This is a genomic window from Rhodanobacter sp. UC4437_H4, from assembly GCF_052978425.1.
The window spans coordinates 766132-788735 of sequence record NZ_CM129673.1 but is presented as its reverse complement, the minus strand read 5'-3'; the positions used below and the strand labels follow the sequence as shown (position 1 = coordinate 788735).

The window sequence follows — 22604 nt, the reverse complement described above, 5'->3', positions numbered from 1 at the left end:
CATCGGGGCGACGCATTTGTCGAGATGGCGCCTCGGGGCGGGCGCTCACTTGATCTTCGCATTCATGGATGAATGCACAAGCCCGAGAGGTTGTCGTGATCGAAATACGTCGCAGCGCGTTGGTGAAGTACTCGCCGGCGCAGATGTTCGAACTGGTCAATGAGGTGGAAGCATACCCAAAGCGCTTCGCCTGGTGTGCGGACGCCGAAGTGCTGGAGCGCGGCGACAACGTGGTGGTGGCCAGGCTGGATCTCAAGTTTGCCGGGTTCAGCCAGAGCTTCACCACGCGCAACGTGCTCGACCCGCCGCGGCGCCTGGAGATGAACTTGGTCGAAGGACCATTTCGCAGCCTGCATGGCGTGTGGGACTTCACCGCGCTGGGTGATGCCGGCAGCAAGGTCGCCTTTGCGCTTGATTTCGATTACGCGGGCAGGCTCGGCGGTGCCGCCTTGCGGCTCGGCTTCCAGGGGCTGGCCGGGCGCATGGTGGATGACTTCTGCCGCGAAGCGGAGCGCCTCCATGGTTGAGCCGTCGATCGGCATCGAGGTGGTGTTTGCCGATGGCGATTCGGTGGTGGTGCGTCGTCGCGTGCAGGTCGCCGACGGTTGCACGGTGGCCGAGGCGGTCACCGCCAGCGGCATCGCGTCGTCGCTGCCGGCAGGTGCCATCGATCCGGCCCGGCTGGGCATCTTCGGACACAAGGTCGTTGCCGGGCAGCGCGTGCGCGACGGTGACCGCATCGAGATCTGCCGACCGCTGACACTCGACCCGATGGAGGCGCGGCGCCGGCGTTCGCGCTGAAACCCTGCCGCCCGCGCGCCAGCCTCAATGGCCGCCGTCGGTCCCCTGGCCCAGGCCGCCGTCGTTCTTCTTGTCATCCGGTGACTGGCTCTTGTCGCCCTGGGTTTCGTTCGCCGGATAACCCGAGTTGTACTTGCGGCTTTCCCTGATCAGCTGCTGCGGGTCGCGGGCGAAGAAGTCGCCTTCGGTGTGCACCAGGGTGTCGTTGTTGAAGGTCAGCTTGAACGTGCGCACCTTGGGCTTGCCGCCGCGGCGGGACTGGGTGGACACGTAGTCCCAGCGGCTGTTGTCGAACGGCGTGCGCACCGATGGCGTGCCGAGCAGCAGAAGGACCTGGTGCTTCGTCATCCCCGGTTTGAGCTGATCCACCATCTTTTCGTCCAGCAGATTGCCTTGCTGCACGTCCGGCGTGTACGCGATGTGGCAACCGGCGACGGCAAGTGCCAGCAGCGCAACAACCGGCAGGATGATCAGCTTTTGCATGCGTGTTGCGTCCAGGGTCGTGAAGGTGTCGGATGATACACTACCGGCTCGGGCTCGCCGTGCGTGGAGAGAGGCTATGGAACAGGAAACCAGAGAGCTGCGTCGGGTCGGTCTCAAGGTGACCCATCCGCGCATGCGCATCCTGCAGGTGTTCGACGACGAGAGCGAACGCCACTTGACGGCCGAGGACGTGTACAAGCACCTGCTGGCCCAGAAGGAGGACATCGGGTTGGCGACCGTGTATCGGGTGCTGACCCAGTTCGAGGCGGCGGGGATCATCGTCAAGCACAATTTCGAAGGCGGCCAGGCAGTCTACGAACTCGATCGCGGCAAACACCACGACCACATGATTGACGTGGACAGCGGCAAGGTGATCGAGTTCATCAGCGAGGAGATCGAGCGCCTGCAGCACGAGATCGCCGCCAAGCACGGCTACGTGATCGAGGATCACAGCCTGGTGCTCTACGTGCGCCCGAAACAGCGCGCCCGCAAGGATTGAAGCCGGGCGCCCGACGCCTCGTTCGTATTCGTCATGCCACGAAAAAAACCGCAGGTGGACTCCTGTCCGCCTACGGTTGATGCCTTGCCGGTCGGATGGCGCGCGGTGCGCGCGCGTATCCATCCGGCAGCGGCGAAACGGCATCCTGCCGTTTTCTCAGAATCACCGTCCCCACGGTGACCCTGATCCGCCATCTCACGACGGCGGTTCCCCCACATCGATGACGACATCCTAACGATGTCTTCACGTTGCGCATATCGGAAAAATTCCTAGTCCAAGCGACTGCGTTCGGTGCCGCTTTTGTTGCCTCGCAGCAAAATACGCAGGTGCACGCCAGGGTGGTCGGTGCGCAGGCGGAACTGTCCGCCCAGCGAGGTCACCCGGTCGCGCATGCCCTGCAGGCCCCGCCCGCCGCGCGGGAGGCGATGGGGCAGGCCGGTACCGTCATCACGCAGATCGAGCAGGGCGACGGCGATGCCGTTGCGTTCGCCGATGCGCAGCCGCAGGCGGAATTCACTGGCGCAGGCGTGCTTGACGGTGTTGGTGGCGCTTTCCTGAGCCAGCCGGTAGATCGCCGTGCGGGTGTCATCGTCGAGCAATCGCGGGTCGCCGTGGAGTTCCACGTGGTAGCGCATGCCGGCACTGGTCAGCAGGTCGCGGATCGGGCCTTCATCCAGCGCGCGCAGCAGGCCGAACTCGTCCAGGATCGCCGGGCGCAGGTCGTCCAGCAGGCGATGCAGGGCGCGGCGCATGTGGGCCAGGATGGTGTTGATCGAGATGCTCACGTCGTCCATCCCGACCTCGTGCAAACGCGCCTGGGCCAGTTTCACGTGGGTCTGGATCGCGGTGATGTTCTGGCCCAGTTCGTCATGCAGTTCGGCCGCAAGATGCCGCCGCTGGTTCTCGTCGGCCTGCAGGTTGCCGCGTGCGGCGTCACGCAGTTGTTGGGCCAGATGATCCAGGCGGCGATTGACGGCCCCGAGGTAGACGTTCTGCTCCGCCACCCGTTCGCTGCTGCGCCGCAGGGCGTCGGTGGCCGAACCGAGCATCAGCGCGCCGGTGCCTGCCACGGCCAGGAACAGGTAGGCGGCGGCGGTCGAGGGCGTGTGGCCCAGGTGCACGTCCACCAGGGTCATGCCCAGACTGGTGATCAGCATGGCGAGGCTGGCGCCGCGCCAGCCATGGCGGAAGGCGAAAAACAGCACCGGCGCCAGCGACAGCACCCGCGCGAACTGCGGCTGCGGCGCGGCGCGCTCGGACAGCACCAGCAGGATGGCCATGGATGGTGCCAGCACCAGCAGCACGTCCGTCAGCAGGCGCATCACCGAGGCACGCTCCAGCCGCGTGTGCAGCAGCATGATCAACACCGGCGCCACCAGCAGGATGGCCAGATAGTGGCTGAGCAATTCCTCGGCGATGACGCGGACCATCAACTCTGGCGTTTCCGACCAGTTGGTGAATGCGAGCAGCGCGGCGTCCGCGGCGGTCGTGACCGTGACCACCAGCACCACCGAAAGCAGCAGCCGGGTCACGTCCTGCGGGCTGTGCAGGCTGGGATGCAGGTGCAGCCGGCGCAGCAGCCACATGCAGGCCATCATCACCAGGAATGCCGGCAGCACGTCTGCCAGCACGCCGCTGATGTGCAGCGGTGATCCATGCCACCAGGCGGCGCCGGCGCAGGCGAGCAGTTCCGCGGCGAGCAACCAGCCCCAGTGGCGCAACGGTACCAGCAGAAGTGCGGTGAAACGCAGGCCGTAGGGCAGCATCCAGTAGGGTTGTGCCGTGGCGCCGAGCAGCAGCCACAGCACCAGATAACCTGCGCCGATGAGCGGCCCGGAATCGGGCAGGAGAGATGGCTTGAATCGCATCCGGCGATGGTACATGCGCCGTGCGCGGGGTGGCGTGCCGGGGTACTTGGCCTGGCGTGCTGTCCCGGGCGCGCCTTCCTGTGTCAGAGTAGGAAGATGTACAGCATCGTTCTGGTTGACGACCACGCCATCGTTCGAGAGGGCTTCAAGCGCCTGATCGAGCTGGAATCGGACCTGGAAGTGGTTGCCGAATGCCGCAACGGCGACGACGCGGTGGAGGCGGTCGGCCACTGGCGCCCGGACCTGGTGGCGCTGGATCTTTCCTTGCCCGACGGCAGCGGTTTGCCGTTGATCGAGCATCTGCTCAGCGTGCATGCGGCCACTCGCGTGGTCGTGTTGAGCATGCATGATGGCGACGCTTACGTTTCCGAGGCGTTGCGCCGCGGGGCCAGCGGGTTCGTCACCAAGGGCGTCGCGCCGGAGGAACTGGTGGCGGGCCTGCGCGCCGTGATGCAGGGCGAGTGCTTCCTCAGCTCGGACCTGCGCCAGCGCCGCACCGAGCGCCCCAACGACGCGCTCGATCCGGTCAACCGGCTGACCGCCCGCGAGCGCGAAGTGTTCCTGTTGCTGGCCGGGGGGCGCACGCCCAAGCAGGTCGCTGCCGACCTCGGCATTGGCCAGAAAACCGTGTACATCCACCGTGCCAGCCTGATGGGCAAGCTCGGCGCCGGATCGGAACTGGACCTCTATCGCATGGCGACCGAGCGCGGCCTGCTGTCGACGACGGTCTGAGGACAGCCGCCTTCAGGTCGCCTGCGCGCGCTCCAGCATCTGCCTGGCGTGAGCCCGGGTCTCGCGGGTGATTTCCACGCCGCCGAGCATGCGAGCCAGCTCGTCGCGCCGGCCTGCGGCGTCCAGTTGTTCGATCCGCGTGCGGGTGGTGTCGCCGTCGCTCTGCTTGCTCACCCGCAAGTGGGCGTGACCTTGCGCGGCGACCTGCGGCAGGTGGGTCACGCAGAGCACCTGGCGACGGCTTCCCAGCGCACGCAGTTTCTGGCCGACCACCTCGGCGACCGCGCCGCCGATGCCGCTGTCGACCTCATCGAAGACCATGCTGCCGATCGAATCCTTGCCCAACGTAGCCACTTCGATGGCCAGACTGATGCGCGCAAGTTCGCCGCCGGAGGCGACCTTGCGCAGCGGCCGCGGTGGCTGGCCAGGATTGGCGCTGACCAGCAGCTCGCAGCGCTCCCGGCCCTGGGCGTCGGGTTCGTCGCCGGGCGTCGGCACCAGCTCGACGCGCAGTACGCCACCGGCCATGCCGAGTTCGCCCATCAGCGCACTGACTTCCTCGCCGAGCTTCGTCGCGGCAGCCATGCGCGATTGACCCAGCAGGTCCGCCGCGCGGGAGTATTCCTGTTGCAGGCGCTGAAGCTGACCGCTCAACTGTTCCAGTGCGTCGCCGGCGCCTTCGAGTTCGGCGTGCTCGGCGCGCAGCGCCAGCAGCCTCTCGTGCAGGGCTTCCGGCGGCAGCCGGTGGCGGCGCGAGAGCGCGTGCAGATGGCTCAGCTGCTGGTCGAGCGCGGCGTAGCCGGCCGGATCGAGATCCACGTCTTGCGCATAGCGGCCCAGTCCGTCGGCGGCTTCGCCCAACTGGATACCGGCGTTGTCGAGCAGCTCCAGCCAGGGTGTCAGCCGGTCGTCCAGGGCCGCGAGCTTGCCCAGCTCGGCATGCGCTCGACCCAGTGCCCGGCGCAGGGCGAACTCGCCCTCGCCATCGAGCAGTTCCACCACGCCGGCGCTGCCTTCCGCCAGGCGGTCGGCGTTGGCCAGGCGCTTGTGGTTGGCCTCCAGTTCGGCCAGTTCGGTGGGTGGCAGCGCCCATTGCTCCAGTTCCGCCAATTCATGGCGCAGCAGCTCCAGCCGAAGTTCGTGATCCTCGCCGCCACTGAGCTTGTGCATGCGCTGGTTCAACTCGCGCCACTGCTCCGCCTGGCGGCGCACCTGGGCGATCAAGTCATCGTGGCCCGCATAAGCGTCGAGCAAGGCCAGCTGATGGGCCCGCGAGAGCAGCGCCTGGTGTTCATGCTGGCCGTGGATCTCGACCAGCAAGGCGGCCAGCTCTCCGAGCTGGCGCGTGTTGGCGGGGCGGCCGTTGATCCAGGCGCGGGAGCTGCCTTCGGCACGCAACACTCGCCGCAACTGGCAGTTGCCGTCTTCGTCGAGTTCCTCCCGGCGCAACCATGCCTGCGCGTCGGGCAGTCCGGTCAAATCGAACTCCGCGGCCAACTCGGCGCGGTCGCTGTCCGCGCGGATCATGCCGCTGTCGGCGCGTGCGCCGGTCAGCAGCATCAACGCGTCGACCAGCAGCGACTTGCCGGCGCCGGTCTCGCCGCTGACCACGGTCAGGCCGGGGCCGAAAGACACCTCGGCGGCCTCGACGACGGCAAAATGGCGGACATAGAGCGAAGTGAGCATGGGCAGTTCGGCATTGGAATGGGAGAATTGTAGCGGGAGCCCGGGTGGGCAAAACACCGCATTCGCTTGCAAGCCGCGCGTGCAGACCTTATTTCTGTCGGGTCTCAGGAACTGCTACGGACATGATCCTTCCACACGGCCATGACCTCGATGCCCGCACGCGGCGCCTGCTGCGCGCGCTGATCTCCCAGTATCTGGTCGACGGCGAGCCGGTGGGGTCGCGCACGCTGGCGCGCTCCTCGGGGCTGGACGTCAGTCCGGCGACGATCCGCAACATCATGGCCGACCTGGAAGACGCCGGCCTGGTCGCTTCGCCGCACACCTCGTCAGGCCGCGTACCCACGCCGCGCGGCCTGCGCCTGTTCGTGGACAGCCTGATCGAGTTGCAGCCCTTGCCGCGCGCCGAACTGGCGCGCTTGCAGAGCGAACTGCCACCGGGGCCGGCCACCACGCGCGACCTGCTCGGCAACGTGTCGACTTTGCTCTCGGCGATGACCCGCTTTGCCGGCGTGGTGACGGTGCCGCGCCAGGCCGACTTCCCGCTGCGCCACATCGATTTCGTGGCCCTGCCCGATGCGCGGGTGCTGGTGATCCTGGTGTTTACCGACAACCAGGTGCAGAACCGCATCGTGCAACTGCTCAAGCCGTTGCCCGCCGGTGAGCTGGAGCGGGCGGCCAATTATCTCAACACCCACTTCGCCGGGCTGCGCGTGGACGATATCCGCGCCCACTTGCTGGCCGAGGTACGCGAAACCGGCAGCGAGCTCAACCGGCTGCTGGCCAGTACGGTGGAGCTGGCCACGGCCTCGTTCGCGCCGCAGGCCAGCGATGCCGACATGCTGGTCAGCGGGCAGACCAACCTGATGGCCTGCGCCGAGCTGGCCGACCTGCAGCGGCTGCGCGACCTGTTCGACGCGTTCCAGCAGAAGAACGAGCTGCTCCAGCTGATGGAAGTCTGCGCGAAGGCGCCGGGGGTACGGCTGTTCATCGGCGAGGAGTCGGGCTTCGCGGCACTGGATGGTTGCAGCGTGGTCACGGCCAGCTATGGCGCGCAGGGGCGAATGCTCGGCGCGGTCGGCGTGATCGGACCCACGCGCATGGCCTACGAGCGGGTGATTCCGGTCGTGCAGGCCACGGCCGGATTGCTGAGCGACGCCTTGAATCGGGTCGCGGTGACCCTATAACCGGCAGCAGAGGCGGGATTTCTGGTTGATTTGGATGGCGGGCCACGGTGCCGGCCGCGAACTTTTTGTTGGGAGTGACGCATGCACGACAACGACACCCAGGCGCATGACGAGGCCATGGACCCCGGGTCGGCACCAGCCGTCGACGGCGACCAGTTCGCCAAGCTGCAGGCCCGCGTGGCCGAACTGGAGGCGATCAACGCCGAGCTGCAGGAAACGGTCTTGCGCGAGAAGGCGGAGATCGAGAACCAGCGTCGGCGCCTGCATCGGGACCTGGAGCAGGCCCGGCGGTTTGCCAACGAGAAACTGCTGAACGAATTGCTGCCGGTATACGACGGACTGGAGAGCGGCCTGGCAGCCGAGGGCGGCGACGTCGCCTCGATACGCGAGGGCCTCGGCCTCACCCTGAAAGCGCTGCTCAAGGTCGCCGGGAACCACGGCATGGCGCAGGTCGATCCGATCGGCCAGCCGCTCGATCCCGAGCGCCACCACGCGGTGAGCATGGTCGCGGCCCCCGGCCAGGCGCCGGGCACCGTGGTCAGCGTGCTGCAGAAAGGCTACGTGCTGAACGATCGCCTGCTGCGCCCGGCGCTGGTCGCCGTGGCGAAGGACTGAGCGCATCGCACGCCGCCGTCGGCATTGAATCGCTGCGGCAGAACCCCATCTGGAAACCATCGCGGCCGCCGGGCCGCCAATAGATTCGGAGCATGAACATGGGCAAGATCATCGGCATCGACCTGGGCACCACGAACTCCTGCGTGTCCGTGATGGACGGCAGCACGACCAAGGTCATCGAGAACTCGGAAGGCGATCGCACCACGCCCTCCATCGTCGCCTTCACCAAGGACGGCGAGGTGCTGGTCGGTGCCTCGGCCAAGCGCCAGAGCGTGACCAACCCGAAGAACACCTTCTACGCGGTGAAGCGCCTGATCGGTCGCAAGTTCAACGACGCCGAGGTGCAGAAGGACCTGAACATCGTGCCGTTCGGCATCGTGGCGCACGACAACGGCGACGCCTGGGTGCAGACCTCCGACGGCAAGAAGATGGCGCCGCAGGAAATCTCCGCCAAGGTGCTGATGAAGATGAAGAAGACTGCCGAGGACTACCTCGGCGAGACGATCACCGAGGCGGTGATCACGGTGCCTGCCTACTTCAACGACAGCCAGCGCCAGGCGACCAAGGACGCCGGCCGGATCGCCGGCCTGGAAGTGAAGCGCATCATCAACGAGCCGACCGCGGCCGCGCTGGCCTATGGCTTGGACAAGAAGGGCGGCGACCGCAAGATCGTGGTCTATGACCTCGGCGGCGGCACCTTCGACGTGTCGATCATCGAGATCGCCGAAGTCGACGGCGAGAAGCAGTTCGAGGTGCTGGCCACCAACGGCGACACCTTCCTCGGTGGCGAAGACTTCGACATGCGCGTCATCGACTACCTGGTCGAGGAGTTCCAGAAGGAGCAGGGCATCGACCTGCGCAAGGACCCGCTGGCGCTGCAGCGCCTGAAGGATGCGGCCGAGCGCGCCAAGATCGAGCTGTCCTCCAACCACCAGACCGACGTGAACCTGCCGTACGTGACGGCCGACGCGTCCGGCCCGAAGCACCTCAACATCAAGCTGACCCGGGCCAAGCTCGAGGCGCTGGTGGAGGATCTGGTCAAGCGCACCATCGAGCCGTGCCGCACCGCGCTGAATGACGCCGGCCTGCGCGTGTCCGACATCAACGACGTGATCCTGGTCGGCGGCCAGACCCGCATGCCCAAGGTGCAGGAGGCAGTGAAGGACTTCTTCGGCAAGGAGCCGCGCAAGGACGTCAACCCGGACGAGGCCGTCGCCGTGGGCGCGGCGATCCAGGGCGGCGTGCTGGGTGGTTCGGTCAAGGACGTGCTGCTGCTCGACGTGACCCCGCTGTCGCTGGGCATCGAGACCATGGGCGGCGTGATGACCAAGCTGATCGAGAAGAACACCACCGTGCCGACCAAGGCGGCGCAGACCTTCTCCACCGCCGACGACAACCAGACCGCGGTGACCGTGCACGTGCTGCAGGGCGAGCGCGAGCGCGCCAGCGCGAACAAGTCGCTGGGCAAGTTCGACCTGCAGGGCATCGAGCCGGCGCCGCGCGGCATGCCGCAGATCGAGGTCACCTTCGACATCGACGCCAACGGCATCCTGCATGTGTCGGCCAAGGACAAGAAGACCGGCAAGGAACAGAAGATCGAGATCAAGGCCGGCTCGGGCCTGTCCGACGAGGAAATCCAGCGCATGGTCGCCGATGCCGAGGCGAACAAGGAAGAGGACAAGAAGTTCCACGAGCTGGTCGCCACCCGCAACAAGGCCGACCAGCTGGTGCATGCCACCCGCAGCGCGCTGAAGGAGCATGGTGGCAAGGTGCCGGCCGACCAGCTGTCCACGATCGAAGGCGCGTTGTCGGATCTGGAAAAGGCCAAGGATGGTGACGACAAGGCGGCGATCGAGGCCAAGGTCGAGAAGCTGGAGCAGGTGGCGCAGGCGCTCTACGCCGCGGCGCAGGGCGGCCCGGCCGATGCCGGCGCGCAGTCCGCGCCGGGCGGCTCGGCGCAGCCGGACGACGTGGTCGATGCCGAGTTCACCGAAGTGAAAGACGACAAGAAGTAAGCGGCATCGTCATCGGCACGGCCCGATGGCCAGCCCGCGCCAGGAACGTTCCTGGCGCGGGCGGTTTTGCGGATGGTGCCATGGGGCGGACGAGCATGTGGATGCATGAATGAGCAAGCGTGATTACTACGAAGTGCTGGGTGTGGAACGCACCGTCACCGAAGTCGAACTGAAGAAATCCTTCCGTCGGCTGGCCATGAAGTACCACCCGGATCGTTGCCCCGACGACCCGACCGCGCAGGACAAGTTCAAGGAGGCCAAGGAGGCCTACGAAGTGCTGTCCGACGAGCGCAAGCGTGCCTTGTACGACCAGCACGGCCACGCGGCGTTCGAAGGCGGCATGGGCGGCCGCGGCGGCGCCGGGTTCGGCGACGTGGGCGACATCTTCGGCGACATCTTCGGCGACATCTTCGGCAGGAATGGCGGTGGCCGCGGCCGGCCGCGCCGCGGCTCGGACCTGCGCTACATCATGGATCTCGACCTCGAGGAAGCCGTGTTCGGCGTCAGCAAGCAGATCGAGATCCCCACCCAGGTCAATTGCCATCACTGCAACGGCAGCGGTTCGGCCGACGGCAAGGTAGCCAAGTGCGCGACCTGCCATGGCCACGGCCAGGTGCGCATGCAGAACGGCATCTTCTCGATCCAGCAGGCTTGCCCGCATTGTGGCGGCACCGGCCAGGCAATCGAGAATCCCTGCCGCAAGTGCCACGGCGAGGGACGCATCGAGGAGACCCGCACGCTGTCCGTGCAGATCCCCGAGGGCGTCGACAACGGTGACCGCATTCGCCTGAGCGGGCAGGGCGAGGCCGGCCCGTCCGGCACGCCTGCCGGCGACCTCTACGTGGAAGTGCGCGTGCGCGAGCATGCGATCTTCCAGCGCGACGGCAGCGACCTGTATTGCGAACTGCCGATCCGCTTTTCGCAGGCTGCGCTGGGCGCCCAGTTGCCGGTGCCGACGCTGGAGGGCGAAGTCCCGATAAGCATTCCGCCGGAGACGCAGACCGGCGCGCAGTTCCGCCTGCGCGGCCGCGGCGTCAAGTCGGTGCGCAGCAGCCGCCACGGCGACCTGATTTGTCGGGTGGTGGTGGAAACGCCGGTGCGCCTGACGCGCCAGCAACGCGAGCTGCTGGAGTCGCTGGAGGCCACGTTCAGCGGCAGCGACGCCGACAAGCACACGCCGCGCGCCAAGGGCTGGGTCGACGGCGTGAAGAAATTCTGGTCCCGCGTGACCGCCTGAGGCGAAGCGGGCCTGCGGCCGCCACCCCGCGGCCGGGCTGCGCGGTTAGCATGGACGCCTGACCCCGAGGAATGCTGCGCCGATGACACGCCCCTTTCGACTCGCCGTGAACGGTGCCTCCGGCCGCATGGGCCGCGCCTTGCTCGACTTGCTGGGTGCCGACGGCGACGCCGAACTGGTGCATGCCGTGGTGGCGCCGGGGTCGATCCACGCCGGCCAGCCCGTGCCCGGTGTGGCAAACGGAACCCTTCGTTACGCGCATGACTGGACGCAGGCGCCGCCGATCGACGTCATTGTCGATTTCAGCACGCCTGCGGCGCTGGGAGCTGCGCTCGACCATTGTCTGGAGCGCGGCATCGCACTGGTCAGCGGCACCACCGGCATCGACGGCGCGCTGACGTCGCGGTTGGCCGATGCCGCGCGGCAGATCGCGGTCCTGCGCGCCGCCAACTTCAGCCTCGGCGTGGCGATGCTGGCGCGGCTGTTGCGCGAGGCGGCGTCGGCCCTGCCGGCCTGGGATCTGGAGATCGTCGAAGCGCACCACGGTCGCAAGCGCGATGCACCATCCGGCACCGCCCTGGCGCTTGGCGAGGTGGCGGCGGCCGCACGCCACACCACGCTGGAGGCTGCGGCGGCATTCGAGCGTGGCGGCGAGCGCGTCGACGGCAGCATCGGTTTCGCCGTGATCCGCGGTGGCGACATCGTGGGCGAGCACCAGGTCATGCTGATCGGTCAGGGCGAGCGGCTGGAGCTGGTCCACCGCGCCACCGATCGCTCGATCTTCGCGCGTGGCGCGCTGCATGCGGCGCACTGGCTCGCAGGCCGGCCAGCCGGTCAGTGGCGGCTGGAGGACGTCATCGCCACGCGGCCCTGAAGCATTTCCTCCGGCGCTGCCGGAGCCTGATCCCGGCTCAATCGCGATGTGCGGCGTTGCGGCCCCGGCTGGCGCCGAACTTCCGGTCGAGGCCGCCGAAAACCTTCTTGAACGCCCGCGAGAACTTGCCGCGGCGGGTCTTGCGCAGCTTCTCTTCCTCGCTGGTGAGCCAGGCGACCTGGATGACGCGGCGTTCGCCCTCGTACGGCAAATGGCCGTGGAAGGAGTTGTCGCAGCGCTTGAACACCGCAAACTCGCCGTACAGTGGAATCAGCTCGGGCATCACCATCGCGTCGATGTCGTCCATGCTGTGCAGGAATCGCAGGCAGCCGGCGCTGGTGTCAGGCCATTGGCCGTTGAGGTAGAGCAGGGCGGTGGCGATCTTCGACCGGCTGTCGGTGTGGATCGTGCCGTGGCGCTTGTTGAGCATGCGACACAGGGTGACCAGGGTGGGATAGCGGTCCAGCTCCTCGATGCCCAGGCGCTTGCCGATGGCGCGGGCGAACTCCGGGGAGGTCAGGCCCTCGATCAGCGCATTGACGCTGGCGCCGCAATCGGCCGGTTCGTAGGGGAAGAATCCGGCGCTGGCATAGCGCGGGAAATCGCGATCGAGATCCGCACGCATCTCGTCGGGCAGTTGTCCGTGGGCGACCATGAACGGGAAAGGCTGGTGCCGGATCGTGGTATCCGGGCGATCGAGACGCGCGGGGTCCAGCAGTACGACGGCACCCATGGGACGTCCAGCTCCATTGAAATGAGGCCTAGTGTACCGTTCGCGCTCCATACGCGACGCACCGGGCATCGGCCGATTCATGCTGCCGCAAGGTGGACAGGAACGTGCCTGCAGCCTATCATTGCGACCCGCCCGGAAAGCTTCCCCTCCAAACTCCACAAGCCAGCAATACTGCGGCTTGCGGACTTTGCTGCATCAAAAAGGCGGTCCTTGTTATGTCGCATCCTGCCCTGCTGGCCCTCGAAGACGGCAGCATTTTTCATGGCCACGCCATCGGCGCCGTTGGCGAAACGGTCGGCGAAGTGGTCTTCAATACCGCCATGACCGGTTATCAGGAGATCCTCACCGATCCCTCCTACGCGCGCCAGATCGTCACGCTGACCTACCCGCACGTCGGCAACACTGGTGTCAACGAGGTGGATGTGGAGTCGAATCTCGTGCATGCCGCCGGCCTGATCGTGCGCGACGTGCCGCGGCGTGCCAGCAACTGGCGCTCCACTCGCAGCTTGCCCGACTACCTCGCCGACCACGGCACGGTGGCCATCGCCGGGATCGACACGCGCCGGCTGACCCGCATACTGCGCGAGAAGGGCGCGCTGGCCGGTTGCATCGTGGCGGGCGCGCAGGTCGACGCGGAAGATGCCCTGGCCAAGGCGCGCGGCTTCTCCGGCCTCGCCGGAATGGACTTGGCCAAGGTCGTGGGCACCGGCAAGCCCTACAGATGGAATCAGGGCTGCTATGACCTCGATCGCACGGCGTTCAACCAGCCGGCCATGCAGTTCAAGGTGGTGGCCTACGACTTCGGCACCAAGCTCAACATCCTGCGCCTGCTGGCCGAGCAGGGTTGCGACATTACCGTGGTGCCGCCGCAGACTCCCGCCGCGGAGGTGCTGGCGATGCAGCCCCATGGCGTGTTCCTTTCCAACGGCCCGGGCGATCCCGCTGCGTGCGATTACGCGATCGAGGCGACGCGCGTCTTCCTCGACGCGAAGATTCCGCTGTTCGGCATCTGCCTGGGCCATCAACTGATGGGGCTGGCGTTGGGCGGACGCACGCTGAAGATGAAATACGGCCACCACGGCGCCAACCATCCGGTGAAGGATCTGGACGACGGCCGCGTGCTGATCACCTCGCAGAACCACGGTTTCGCGGTCGATCCGGCCAGTCTGCCGGCCCATGTACGGCTGACCCACCGCTCGCTGTTCGACGGTTCGCTGCAGGGTTTCGCGCTGACAGATCGCCCGGCCTTCTGTTTCCAGGGCCATCCCGAGGCCAGCCCGGGACCGCATGACATGGGCTATCTGTTCCAACGTTTCGCCAAGCTGATGCAGGAGGCTCGCTGAGATGCCCAAGCGCAATGACATCAAGAGCGTGCTTATCATCGGCGCCGGCCCGATCGTGATCGGCCAGGCCTGCGAGTTCGACTACTCCGGCGCGCAGGCCTGCAAGGCGCTGAAGGAAGAAGGCTTCCGCGTCATCCTGGTCAACTCCAATCCCGCCACGATCATGACCGATCCGGACACCGCCGACGCGGTGTACATCGAGCCGATCAACTGGCAGACGGTGGAACGCATCATCGCCAAGGAGCGCCCGGATGCGGTGCTGCCGACGATGGGTGGGCAGACCGCGCTCAATTGCGCGCTGGACCTTGCCGACCACGGCGTGCTGGAGAAGTACGACGTCGAGCTGATCGGCGCCCGGCGCGAAGCGATCCGCATGGCCGAGGACCGCGAGCTGTTCAAGCGGGCGATGACCGAGATCGGGCTGGACAGCCCCAAGTCGGACGTGGCCAAGAACTTCGAGCATGCAGTGGAGATCCAGGCCCGACTCGGTTTCCCGGTGATCATCCGGCCCAGCTTCACGCTGGGCGGCACCGGCGGCGGCATCGCCTACAACAAGGAAGAGTTCGAGACCATCGTCAAGCGTGGCCTCGACATGTCGCCCACCCACGAGGTGCTGATCGACGAATCCGTGCTGGGATGGAAGGAGTTCGAGATGGAAGTGGTCCGCGACACCGCGGACAACTGCATCATCATCTGCGCCATCGAGAACCTCGATCCGATGGGCGTGCACACCGGCGACTCGATCACCGTGGCACCGGCGCAGACGCTCACCGACAAGGAATACCAGCGCCTGCGCGATGCCTCCATCGCGGTGCTGCGCAAGATCGGCGTGGATACCGGCGGCTCCAACGTGCAGTTCGGCATCAACCCCGACGACGGTCGCGTGGTGGTGATCGAGATGAATCCGCGCGTGTCGCGCTCCTCGGCGCTGGCGTCGAAGGCCACCGGCTTCCCGATCGCCAAGGTCGCCGCCAAGCTGGCGGTGGGCTACACGCTGGACGAATTGAAGAACGACATCACCGGCGGTCGGACCCCGGCCTCGTTCGAGCCGTCGATCGACTACGTGGTTACCAAGATCCCGCGTTTCGCCTTCGAGAAGTTTCCCGCGGCCGATGCGCGCCTGACCACGCAGATGAAATCCGTCGGCGAGGTGATGGCGATCGGCCGTACCTTCCAGGAGTCGCTGCAGAAAGCCTTGCGCGGGCTGGAAATCGGCAAGACCGGCCTCAATCCCACCGGCCTGGACATCGGCACCGACGACGGTCTGGCGGTGCTCAAGCGGGAGCTGCGCGAGCCGCGTCCCGATCGCGTGTTCCACCTGGCCGATGCGTTCCGCGCCGGCCTGTCGCTGGAGGAGGTGTTCGAGCTAAGCCGGGTCGATCCCTGGTTCCTCGCCGCGTTCGAGGACATCGTGCTGGCCGAGACGGAGATCACCCGGCAAGGCATTACCGCGCTCGACGCCCCGCGTCTGCGTGAACTCAAGCGACTCGGCTTCGCCGACGCACGCATCGCCGAGCTGCTCGGTACCGACGAGGCCTCGGTGCGCCACCTGCGCCACACTCTGGGCGTGCGTCCGGTGTACAAGCGGGTGGATTCCTGTGCCGCCGAGTTTGTCACCGGCACCGCCTACATGTACTCGACCTACGAGGAAGAGTGCGAGGCGCTGCCCACCGATCGCGACAAGATCATCGTCCTCGGCGGCGGCCCGAACCGCATCGGGCAGGGCATCGAGTTCGACTATTGCTGCGTGCATGCGTCGCTCGCGCTGCGCGAGGACGGCTATGAAACCATCATGGTCAACTGCAATCCGGAAACCGTGTCGACCGACTACGACACTTCCGACCGGCTGTATTTCGAGCCGGTGACCCTGGAAGACGTGCTGGAAATCGTCCACCTCGAAAAGCCCAAGGGCGTGATCGTGCAGTACGGCGGGCAGACCCCGCTGAAGCTGGCGCGTGCGCTGGAAGCGGCCGGCGTGCCGATCATCGGCACCAGCCCCGACTCGATCGACCTGGCCGAGGATCGCGAGCGCTTCCAGCAGATGATCGAGAAGATCGGGCTGAAGCAGCCGCCGAACCGCACCGCGCGCAACGCCGACGAGGCGCTGGCGCTGGCCCGCGAGATCGGCTACCCGCTGGTGGTGCGCCCGAGCTACGTGCTTGGTGGCCGCGCGATGGAAGTCGTGCACGACGACGCCGACCTGTCGCGCTACATCCGCGACGCGGTGAAAGTGTCGAACGATTCGCCGGTGTTGCTGGACCGCTTCCTCGACCACGCGGTCGAAGTCGACGTGGACGTGATCGCCGATGCCGCTGGCACCGTGCTGATCGGCGGCATCATGGAGCACATCGAGGAGGCGGGCGTGCATTCGGGCGATTCGTCCTGCTCGCTGCCGCCGTATTCGCTGAGCGCCGATATCCAGGACGAGCTGCGCCGCCAGGTCAGCGCGATGGCGAAGGAGCTGAAGGTCGTCGGCCTGATGAACACCCAGTTCGCGATCCAGGGCGAGACGGTCTACATCCTGGAAGTGAACCCGCGCGCCTCGCGCACGGTGCCGTTCGTGTCCAAGGCTACCGGCGTGCCGCTGGCCAAGATTGCCGCGCGCGTGATGGCCGGGCGTTCGCTGGAGAGCATGAACGCGACGCGCGAAGTGATCCCGTCGTACTTCTCGGTGAAGGAGGCGATCTTCCCGTTCCTGAAGTTCCAGAACGTCGATCCCATCCTGGGACCGGAGATGCGCTCCACCGGCGAGGTCATGGGCGTCGGGCGCAGCTTCGGCGCGGCGTTCGCGCGTGGCCACGAGGCCGCGAGCATCCGGCCGCCGTCGTTGGGCAAGGTGTTCCTGTCGGTGCGTGACGGCGACAAGGAGCTGCTGTTGCCGGTGGCCGCCGAAGTCATCGCGCGCGGGTTCAGCCTGGTGGCGACCGCCGGCACCGCCAGCTACCTGACCGCGCATGGCGTAAAGTGCGAGCGCATCAACAAGGTGATGGAAGGCCGGCCGCACATCGTCGACGCGATCAAGAACGGCGAAATCGTCTACATCGTCAACACCACCGAGGGGAAACAGGCGATCGCCGATTCCTTCTCGATCCGCCGCGAGGCGCTGCAGCACCGCGTCACCTACTCGACCACGGTGGCTGGTGCCCGCGCGCTGGTGCACTCGCTGGATTTCCGTGGCGGTGGTGAGGTCCACAGCCTGCAGGAACTGCATCAGGAGCTGAGCGCATGAGTCGTGCCCCGATCACCAAAACCGGTTCCGAACGCCTGCGCGCGGAACTGGAACGGCTGAAATCCATCGAGCGCCCGCGCATCATCGCGGCCATCGCGGAGGCTAGGGCGCACGGCGATCTCAAGGAGAACGCCGAGTACCACGCCGCGCGCGAACTGCAGAGCTTCACCGAGGGGCGCATCGCCCAGCTCGAAGGGTTGCTGTCGACCGCCGAAGTCATCGACGTGTCGCGGCTCAATGCGGGCAAGCGGGTGGTCTTCGGCGCGACCGTCGACCTGGAGGATGAGGACAGCGGCACCCCGGTGACCTACCAGATCGTCGGCGACCTGGAGGCGGACATCAAGCAGAACCTGATTGCCGTCTCCTCGCCGATCGCCCGCGCCCTGATCGGCAAGAGCGCCGGCGACAGCTTCGAGTTCACCGCGCCCAACGGCGTCAAACACTACGAAATCATCGACGTCCACTACGACTGAGGGGTTGGAAAGACTCAGCCTCGACGCCAAGGGCGGGGATGGTCGCGTGCCGGCCTGCTCTCGTCATTCGCGCGAAGGCGGAATCCATCTTGCGGTCCGCCCGGGATCACGACGGCTTTCGCATGACCGCCCCTTCAGCCGTCGTGAAGCACCTCGCAGGCCCGATTCCACACGCGCACAAAAAAAGCCGCATGAGCGGCCTTTTCTGCCGGCACGTGCGCGACGACTCAGCGCTGGCGAGCCTTGAAACGGGGGTTGCTCTTGCAGATCACGAACACCTTGCCGCGACGACGCACGATCTTGCAATCGCGGTGCCGCGCCTTGGCGGACTTCAGAGAATTAAGCACCTTCACGGCAGGCTCCTGACACCAAATGAAAAACTCAAGCTCGCAAGTATAACGAGGCTCGCGGCAGCTCACAAGCCTGGCGCGACAGCCACTTCCGTGACGGTGGCCAGGAACTGTTGCAGCGCCGGTGAGGGGTCGTTGGCCCGGCAGGCCACGGCCAGCAGCAGAAAGGCGTTCGGGTCCTCCAGCGGCACATAGGCAACACCGGGCAGCCGCACCGTCCGCAGGCTGGACGGCACCAGCGCCAGTCCCAATCCGGCGGCGACCAGCGCCAGCAAGCCGTTGATCTGCTGGGCGTGCTGGACGATGGCGGGCTGGAACCCGGCGTGTTGCGCCAGCGTCACCAGGCGGTCATACAGCGTCGCGGCGAGCGCACGTGGCTGCGACACGAAGGCATCACTGGCAACCTCGGCAAGGTCGACGCTGCTGCGTCCGGCCAGCCGGTGCCCCGCCGGCATGGCAAGCAACAGCGGCTCGCGGTCGATCACGCTGAGTCTCAGGTTGCGCGCGTCCTGCAGGTGCGCCGGCTCGCCACGGACGAAGCCGGCGTCGATCTCGCCGCCCAGCAGCGCGGCGAATTGCGGCTCGGTGTACATCTCGTCGAGTTTCAGTCCCACCTTGGGCGCCACTTGTCCGTAACGGAGCAGGATTCGCGGCAGTGCCGGGTGGAACGATGCCGACACGGTGTAGGCCAGGCGCAGGTGGCCGCTGTGGCCGGCGGCAGCGGCGACGACCTGGCTGCGCGCCTCGTCTGCCTTGGCAAGGAGGTGCCTGGCCTGTTCGAGAAATACCCGGCCCGGTTCCGTCAGCGAGACGTGGCGTTTGCTCCGCTCCAGCAGGCGCACGCCCAGATCCTGCTCCAGTGACTTGATCTGCTGCGACAGGGGCGGCTGCGAAAGATGCAGGCGCAAGGCGGCCCGCGTGAAGCTCAGCTCCTCGGCGACGGCCACGAAATAGCGCAACTGGCGGAAATCAAACATATAGCAAAGTCGAATAAAAACGAGCGTAAATATATATTGGATACTTTATTCGGTCGATCATAAAATCACCGCGTCGCCCCACTATCCCCTCCCCCAGTGGCGGTGGCCCTCGCCCCGCAGCGACGCTGAATACGACATCTGGTTCAACTCCCCCCCTGAACCCATGTCGATGCGTCGCACCATGCGGGGCGCTTTCTTTTGCGGTGCCGCGCTGGCGTCGTCGCGACCCGTTCAGAGTCGCGCCGCCAGCGCCGTGCCCTGCGCGATGGCGCGTTTGGCATCGAGCTCCGCGGCCACGTCGGCCCCGCCGATCACGTGCACGCTCATGCCCGCGGCGATGAGGGCATCGGCCAGTCGACGATCTGGCTCCTGGCCGGCGCAGACGACCACGTTGTCGACCGGCAGGACCTGCGGCTTGCCGTCGAGCGTGATGTGCAATCCGCGGTCGTCGAAGCGCTCGTAGCCGACCTTGCCCAGCATGGTCACCTGCTTGGCCTTCAAGGTGGCGCGATGCACCCAGCCGGTGGTCTTGTTGAGTCGGGCGCCGGGGCGTCCTTCGCTGCGCTGCAGCAGCCAGACCTGTCGCGCTGGCGCCTCCGGTCGCGCGTCCAGCAGGCCGCTGCGAGCGTGCAGCGCCATGTCCACGCCCCATTCGCGCGTCCAGCGGGCGACGTCGGTGGTGGGCGAGGGCGCGCGTTCGACGAGAAACTCGGCCACGTCGAACCCGATCCCGCCAGCGCCGATGATGGCCACTCTTGCGCCCACGGGTCGGTCCCGCGCCAGCACGTCGAGATAGCCCAGCACGCGCGGGTCGTCGCTGCCGGGGAAATCGACCTGGCGCGGGGTGACGCCGGTGGCAACGACCACCTCGTCGTAGCCGCCATCGCGCAGCATGGCAACGTCGGCGTTCTCGCCCAGACGCAGCTCGACGCCGGTATCGCGCAGCTGGTGGACGAAGTAGCGCAGGGTTTCGTGGAACTCTTCCTTGCCCGGGATCCGCTTGGCGACGTTGAACTGCCCGCCGATCTCGTCGGCGCGGTCGATCAGGGTCACCTGGTGGCCGCGCTCGCCCAGCGTGCTGGCGCAAGCCATGCCGGCGGGGCCGGCGCCGATCACCGCGATGCGCTTGGGCACACGGGTCGGCTCGATCTTCAACTCTGTTTCGTGGCAGGCGCGCGGGTTGACCAGACAGCTGGCGCGCTTGTTCTGGAACACGTGGTCCAGGCAGGCCTGGTTGCACGCGATGCAGGTGTTGATGCGCTCGCTGCGGCCGGCCCTGGCCTTGTTCACCCACGCCGGGTCGGCCAGCAGCGGGCGCGCCATCGAGACCATGTCGGCGTCGCCATCGGCAAGGATGCGTTCGGCCACCTCCGGCATGTTGATGCGATTGGTGGCCACCAGCGGGATCGAGACCTCGCCCATCAGACGGCGCGTGACCCAGGCGAAACCGGCGCGGGGCACGCTGGTGACGATGGTCGGCACGCGCGCCTCATGCCAGCCGATGCCGGTGTTGATGATGCTGGCGCCGGCGGTCTCGACGGCCTTGGCCAGGGCCGCGATCTCGTCCCAGTTCTGGCCGTCGTCGACCAGGTCCAGCATCGACAGGCGATAGATGATGATGAAGTCGCGGCCGACGGCCTCGCGTGTGCGCCGCACGACCTCCACCGGAAAGCGCATGCGTCGCTGCGCATCGCCGCCCCATGCATCGTCGCGCCGGTTGGTGCGCGCGGCGATGAATTCGTTGATCAGGTAACCCTCCGATCCCATCACCTCGACGCCGTCGTAGCCCGCTTCCCGGGCCAGTTGCGCGCAGCGGACGAAGTCGCCGATGGTGCGCTCGACGCCGCGTGGCGACAGCGCGCGCGGCGTGAAGGGCGTGATCGGCGACTTGATCCGCGACGGCGCCACGGACAGCGGGTGATAGCCGTAGCGCCCGGCGTGCAGGATCTGCATGCAGATGCGGCCGCCTTCGGCATGGACGGCGGTGGTGAGCTTGCGGTGGCGCGGCTTGTGCCAGGGCATCGTGAGCCGACCGCCGAAGGGCTTCAGCCAGCCCTCGATGCTGGGCGAGATGCCGCCGGTGACCATCAGTCCCACGCCGCCGCGGGCGCGTTCGGCGAAATAGGCGGCCAGTTTGTCGTAGTCGCGGGCGCGATCTTCCAGCCCGGTGTGCATCGAACCCATCAGGATGCGGTTGGGCAAAGTGACGTGGCCCAGATCCAGCGGGGCGAACAGCTTAGGATAGTTCATGCGATCCACGCGGCTTCAAACGATCGTATGAATGTGCCGGCAATGGGCCTGCAAAAGCAAGCGGGGCGGGAGACGGAGCTGTCAGGCCAGCAGTTGCTGCACCAGGGCGATGTAGCGGCGCATGGCTTCCTCGACAGGAACGCCATTCAACTGCGCCCAGGCTTCGTGCTTGGCAGTGCCCACGAAATCGAAAAAGCCCGGCTGGGTCCGCTTGAGGTCCCCCTCGGTGCCCTGCTTGTACAGGGCGTAGAGCTTGAGCAGGGTGTCGTTGTCCGGCCGTTTGGCCAGGCCTTTGACATCTTCGGCAGCTTGCTCGAACTCTCGACGCAGATCGTTCATGGGGCAATGGACCTGCGGCGGGCGGGAAACGGGATGGATAGCACGCGTTCGGAAGTGGGTCAACGCGTTAGACTGCGCGCTCTCCACGCCGCCAGGATGCTTCGATGAGCCATGCCGCCGCCGTTCCCGTGCTTGCCATCGACGGGCCGTCCGGGTCGGGCAAGGGCACGATCAGTGCGCTGGTGGCAGAGCGGCTGGGCTGGCGCCTGCTGGATTCCGGGGCGTTGTATCGCGCGGTGGGCTACGCCGCCGGCATGGCCGGGCTGGACCTGTCCGATGCCGATGCGATGGCCCGTTGCGCCCAGACGACGAAGATCCAGTTTCGCGCCGCCGAGACGGGAGGCGGGGCGCGGGTGATCGTCAACGGGCACGATGCCACCGACGAGTTGCGCACGGAAACGGCCGGTGCCGCGGCGTCGGCGATCGCCTCCATGCCCAGCGTGCGCGAGGCCCTGGTGGCGCTGCAGTTGGGCTTTCGCAAGGCGCCCGGGCTGGTGGCGGACGGGCGCGACATGGGCACGGTGATCTTCCCGGATGCCGCGTTCAAGGTTTTCCTCACCGCGAGCGCCGCCGAGCGGGCGAAAAGACGCTATAAGCAGTTGAAGGAAAAGGGGCTCAGCGTTACACTTGCCGGCCTTCAGCGCGAAATTGAGGCGCGTGACAGCCGCGATGCATCGCGTGCGGTCGCGCCACTCAAGCCCGCCGATGATGCGGTGCTGGTGGACACCACCGGCATGGCCATCGACGAGGTCGTGGCGAAAGTACTTGCCGTCGTGCAGTCCTGAGCGGATTGCGCGGCGGCTTTTGTGCCCCTGCCGCGGCAGGGGGTTTTGAACCACGGTGACAACGTTCGGCCCCGCAGGGCCGTCGCGGCCACCCCCAACCGGTGGACCGGGAAGTTCGTGCGCAACAACCA

General features: G+C 66.8%; 21 protein-coding genes. 13 read left to right on the top strand and 8 right to left on the bottom strand.

Features of this window, described 5'->3' with window-relative positions; translation table 11 throughout:
- Positions 1 to 95: 95 nt before the first annotated feature.
- Both ACVCL3_RS03855 and ACVCL3_RS03850 read left to right on the top strand, forming a co-directional pair.
- Positions 96 to 527, top strand: a complete 432-nt coding sequence (locus ACVCL3_RS03855; RefSeq protein WP_395118116.1) for a type II toxin-antitoxin system RatA family toxin — start codon at positions 96 to 98, stop codon at positions 525 to 527.
- Positions 520 to 801, top strand: a complete 282-nt coding sequence (locus ACVCL3_RS03850; RefSeq protein WP_395118118.1) for an RnfH family protein — start codon at positions 520 to 522, stop codon at positions 799 to 801. Before ACVCL3_RS03855 ends, ACVCL3_RS03850 begins: the two co-directional genes overlap by 8 nt.
- 24 nt (positions 802 to 825) lie before the next feature.
- Here the strand turns inward: ACVCL3_RS03850 and ACVCL3_RS03845 are convergent, their stop codons facing one another.
- Positions 826 to 1284 carry an outer membrane protein assembly factor BamE gene (locus ACVCL3_RS03845; RefSeq protein WP_395118120.1) on the bottom strand — a complete coding sequence of 153 codons (459 nt, stop codon included), beginning with the start codon at positions 1282 to 1284 and terminating at the stop codon, positions 826 to 828.
- Between the two features lie 76 nt (positions 1285 to 1360).
- On the opposite strand from ACVCL3_RS03845, the gene fur reads away from it, so the two are divergent.
- Entirely contained in the window at positions 1361 to 1783 is a 423-nt protein-coding gene (fur, locus tag ACVCL3_RS03840; RefSeq protein ID WP_395118122.1) for a ferric iron uptake transcriptional regulator, read from the top strand.
- Positions 1784 to 2052: 269 nt separating this feature from the next.
- On the opposite strand, the gene ACVCL3_RS03835 is transcribed toward fur, so the two are convergent.
- Positions 2053 to 3651, bottom strand: coding sequence for an MASE1 domain-containing sensor histidine kinase (locus ACVCL3_RS03835; protein WP_447100484.1), 1599 nt, complete (start codon positions 3649 to 3651; stop codon positions 2053 to 2055).
- Between the two features lie 96 nt (positions 3652 to 3747).
- Here ACVCL3_RS03835 and ACVCL3_RS03830 point away from each other — a divergent pair, with 96 nt between their 5' ends.
- A complete protein-coding gene (locus ACVCL3_RS03830; RefSeq protein WP_395118124.1) occupies positions 3748 to 4383 on the top strand; it encodes a response regulator transcription factor in 636 nt (211 codons plus the stop codon).
- A 12-nt stretch (positions 4384 to 4395) separates the two neighbouring features.
- Here the strand turns inward: ACVCL3_RS03830 and recN are convergent, their stop codons facing one another.
- The gene (recN, locus tag ACVCL3_RS03825; protein ID WP_447099056.1) at positions 4396 to 6069 is read right to left on the bottom strand and encodes a DNA repair protein RecN; all 1674 of its coding nucleotides are present in this window, start codon (positions 6067 to 6069) and stop codon (positions 4396 to 4398) included.
- Between the two features lie 122 nt (positions 6070 to 6191).
- On the opposite strand from recN, the gene hrcA reads away from it, so the two are divergent.
- From hrcA to dapB, 5 genes are all read left to right on the top strand, one after another.
- A complete protein-coding gene (gene hrcA, locus ACVCL3_RS03820; RefSeq protein ID WP_395118128.1) occupies positions 6192 to 7253 on the top strand; it encodes a heat-inducible transcriptional repressor HrcA in 1062 nt (353 codons plus the stop codon).
- Positions 7254 to 7334: 81 nt separating this feature from the next.
- Positions 7335 to 7868, top strand: coding sequence for a nucleotide exchange factor GrpE (grpE, locus tag ACVCL3_RS03815; RefSeq protein ID WP_395118130.1), 534 nt, complete (start codon positions 7335 to 7337; stop codon positions 7866 to 7868).
- A gap of 98 nt (positions 7869 to 7966) precedes the next feature.
- Entirely contained in the window at positions 7967 to 9883 is a 1917-nt protein-coding gene (gene dnaK / locus ACVCL3_RS03810) for a molecular chaperone DnaK (RefSeq protein WP_447099055.1), read from the top strand.
- 109 nt (positions 9884 to 9992) lie between these two features.
- The gene (dnaJ, locus tag ACVCL3_RS03805) at positions 9993 to 11120 is read left to right on the top strand and encodes a molecular chaperone DnaJ (protein ID WP_395118134.1); all 1128 of its coding nucleotides are present in this window, start codon (positions 9993 to 9995) and stop codon (positions 11118 to 11120) included.
- Between the two features lie 82 nt (positions 11121 to 11202).
- Complete coding sequence (gene dapB, locus ACVCL3_RS03800; RefSeq protein WP_447100483.1) at positions 11203 to 11994, top strand: 4-hydroxy-tetrahydrodipicolinate reductase; 792 nt, start codon at positions 11203 to 11205, stop codon at positions 11992 to 11994.
- 37 nt (positions 11995 to 12031) lie between these two features.
- On the opposite strand, the gene ACVCL3_RS03795 is transcribed toward dapB, so the two are convergent.
- A complete protein-coding gene (locus ACVCL3_RS03795) occupies positions 12032 to 12727 on the bottom strand; it encodes a 2OG-Fe(II) oxygenase (RefSeq protein WP_395118139.1) in 696 nt (231 codons plus the stop codon).
- 215 nt (positions 12728 to 12942) lie between these two features.
- Between ACVCL3_RS03795 and carA the strand changes: the two genes are divergently transcribed.
- Genes carA through greA form a run of 3 tightly spaced genes read left to right on the top strand, consistent with a single transcriptional unit; the run spans position 12943 to position 17772 of the window.
- Positions 12943 to 14070 (top strand): glutamine-hydrolyzing carbamoyl-phosphate synthase small subunit, encoded by a 1128-nt coding sequence (gene carA, locus ACVCL3_RS03790; protein ID WP_395118141.1) that lies wholly within the window; start codon positions 12943 to 12945, stop codon positions 14068 to 14070.
- Position 14071: 1 nt separating this feature from the next.
- Entirely contained in the window at positions 14072 to 17299 is a 3228-nt protein-coding gene (gene carB, locus ACVCL3_RS03785) for a carbamoyl-phosphate synthase large subunit (RefSeq protein WP_447100482.1), read from the top strand.
- Positions 17296 to 17772: a transcription elongation factor GreA gene (gene greA / locus ACVCL3_RS03780; RefSeq protein WP_395118146.1), complete on the top strand. Its 477-nt coding sequence runs from the start codon at positions 17296 to 17298 to the stop codon at positions 17770 to 17772. Before carB ends, greA begins: the two co-directional genes overlap by 4 nt.
- Positions 17773 to 17999: 227 nt before the next feature.
- Here the strand turns inward: greA and ykgO are convergent, their stop codons facing one another.
- The 4 genes from ykgO to ACVCL3_RS03760 all read right to left on the bottom strand — a co-directional run bounded on the left by ykgO (position 18000) and on the right by ACVCL3_RS03760 (position 21688).
- Positions 18000 to 18125 carry a type B 50S ribosomal protein L36 gene (ykgO, locus tag ACVCL3_RS03775; RefSeq protein ID WP_007080705.1) on the bottom strand — a complete coding sequence of 42 codons (126 nt, stop codon included), beginning with the start codon at positions 18123 to 18125 and terminating at the stop codon, positions 18000 to 18002.
- Between the two features lie 62 nt (positions 18126 to 18187).
- Positions 18188 to 19099: a LysR substrate-binding domain-containing protein gene (locus ACVCL3_RS03770; protein WP_447099054.1), complete on the bottom strand. Its 912-nt coding sequence runs from the start codon at positions 19097 to 19099 to the stop codon at positions 18188 to 18190.
- 231 nt (positions 19100 to 19330) lie between these two features.
- A complete protein-coding gene (locus tag ACVCL3_RS03765) occupies positions 19331 to 21349 on the bottom strand; it encodes an oxidoreductase (RefSeq protein ID WP_447100481.1) in 2019 nt (672 codons plus the stop codon).
- Between the two features lie 81 nt (positions 21350 to 21430).
- Positions 21431 to 21688 carry an acyl-CoA-binding protein gene (locus ACVCL3_RS03760; RefSeq protein WP_395118152.1) on the bottom strand — a complete coding sequence of 86 codons (258 nt, stop codon included), beginning with the start codon at positions 21686 to 21688 and terminating at the stop codon, positions 21431 to 21433.
- A 104-nt stretch (positions 21689 to 21792) separates the two neighbouring features.
- On the opposite strand from ACVCL3_RS03760, the gene cmk reads away from it, so the two are divergent.
- Positions 21793 to 22473 (top strand): (d)CMP kinase, encoded by a 681-nt coding sequence (gene cmk, locus ACVCL3_RS03755; RefSeq protein ID WP_395118154.1) that lies wholly within the window; start codon positions 21793 to 21795, stop codon positions 22471 to 22473.
- Positions 22474 to 22604 lie beyond the last annotated feature (131 nt).

Bases quoted from the DNA above. Each gene is read 5' to 3' on its own strand.
- ACVCL3_RS03850 (WP_395118118.1), top strand. From the start codon at position 520: ATGGTTGAGCCGTCGATCGGCATCGAGGTGGTGTTTGCCGATGGCGAT.
- ACVCL3_RS03845 (WP_395118120.1), bottom strand. From the start codon at position 1,284: ATGCAAAAGCTGATCATCCTGCCGGTTGTTGCGCTGCTGGCACTTGCC.
- fur (WP_395118122.1), top strand. From the start codon at position 1,361: ATGGAACAGGAAACCAGAGAGCTGCGTCGGGTCGGTCTCAAGGTGACC.
- ACVCL3_RS03835 (WP_447100484.1), bottom strand. From the start codon at position 3,651: ATGCGATTCAAGCCATCTCTCCTGCCCGATTCCGGGCCGCTCATCGGC.
- ACVCL3_RS03830 (WP_395118124.1), top strand. From the start codon at position 3,748: ATGTACAGCATCGTTCTGGTTGACGACCACGCCATCGTTCGAGAGGGC.
- recN (WP_447099056.1), bottom strand. From the start codon at position 6,069: ATGCTCACTTCGCTCTATGTCCGCCATTTTGCCGTCGTCGAGGCCGCC.
- hrcA (WP_395118128.1), top strand. From the start codon at position 6,192: ATGATCCTTCCACACGGCCATGACCTCGATGCCCGCACGCGGCGCCTG.
- grpE (WP_395118130.1), top strand. From the start codon at position 7,335: ATGCACGACAACGACACCCAGGCGCATGACGAGGCCATGGACCCCGGG.
- dnaK (WP_447099055.1), top strand. From the start codon at position 7,967: ATGGGCAAGATCATCGGCATCGACCTGGGCACCACGAACTCCTGCGTG.
- dnaJ (WP_395118134.1), top strand. From the start codon at position 9,993: ATGAGCAAGCGTGATTACTACGAAGTGCTGGGTGTGGAACGCACCGTC.
- dapB (WP_447100483.1), top strand. From the start codon at position 11,203: ATGACACGCCCCTTTCGACTCGCCGTGAACGGTGCCTCCGGCCGCATG.
- ACVCL3_RS03795 (WP_395118139.1), bottom strand. From the start codon at position 12,727: ATGGGTGCCGTCGTACTGCTGGACCCCGCGCGTCTCGATCGCCCGGAT.
- carA (WP_395118141.1), top strand. From the start codon at position 12,943: ATGTCGCATCCTGCCCTGCTGGCCCTCGAAGACGGCAGCATTTTTCAT.
- carB (WP_447100482.1), top strand. From the start codon at position 14,072: ATGCCCAAGCGCAATGACATCAAGAGCGTGCTTATCATCGGCGCCGGC.
- greA (WP_395118146.1), top strand. From the start codon at position 17,296: ATGAGTCGTGCCCCGATCACCAAAACCGGTTCCGAACGCCTGCGCGCG.
- ACVCL3_RS03770 (WP_447099054.1), bottom strand. From the start codon at position 19,099: ATGTTTGATTTCCGCCAGTTGCGCTATTTCGTGGCCGTCGCCGAGGAG.
- ACVCL3_RS03765 (WP_447100481.1), bottom strand. From the start codon at position 21,349: ATGAACTATCCTAAGCTGTTCGCCCCGCTGGATCTGGGCCACGTCACT.
- ACVCL3_RS03760 (WP_395118152.1), bottom strand. From the start codon at position 21,688: ATGAACGATCTGCGTCGAGAGTTCGAGCAAGCTGCCGAAGATGTCAAA.
- cmk (WP_395118154.1), top strand. From the start codon at position 21,793: ATGAGCCATGCCGCCGCCGTTCCCGTGCTTGCCATCGACGGGCCGTCC.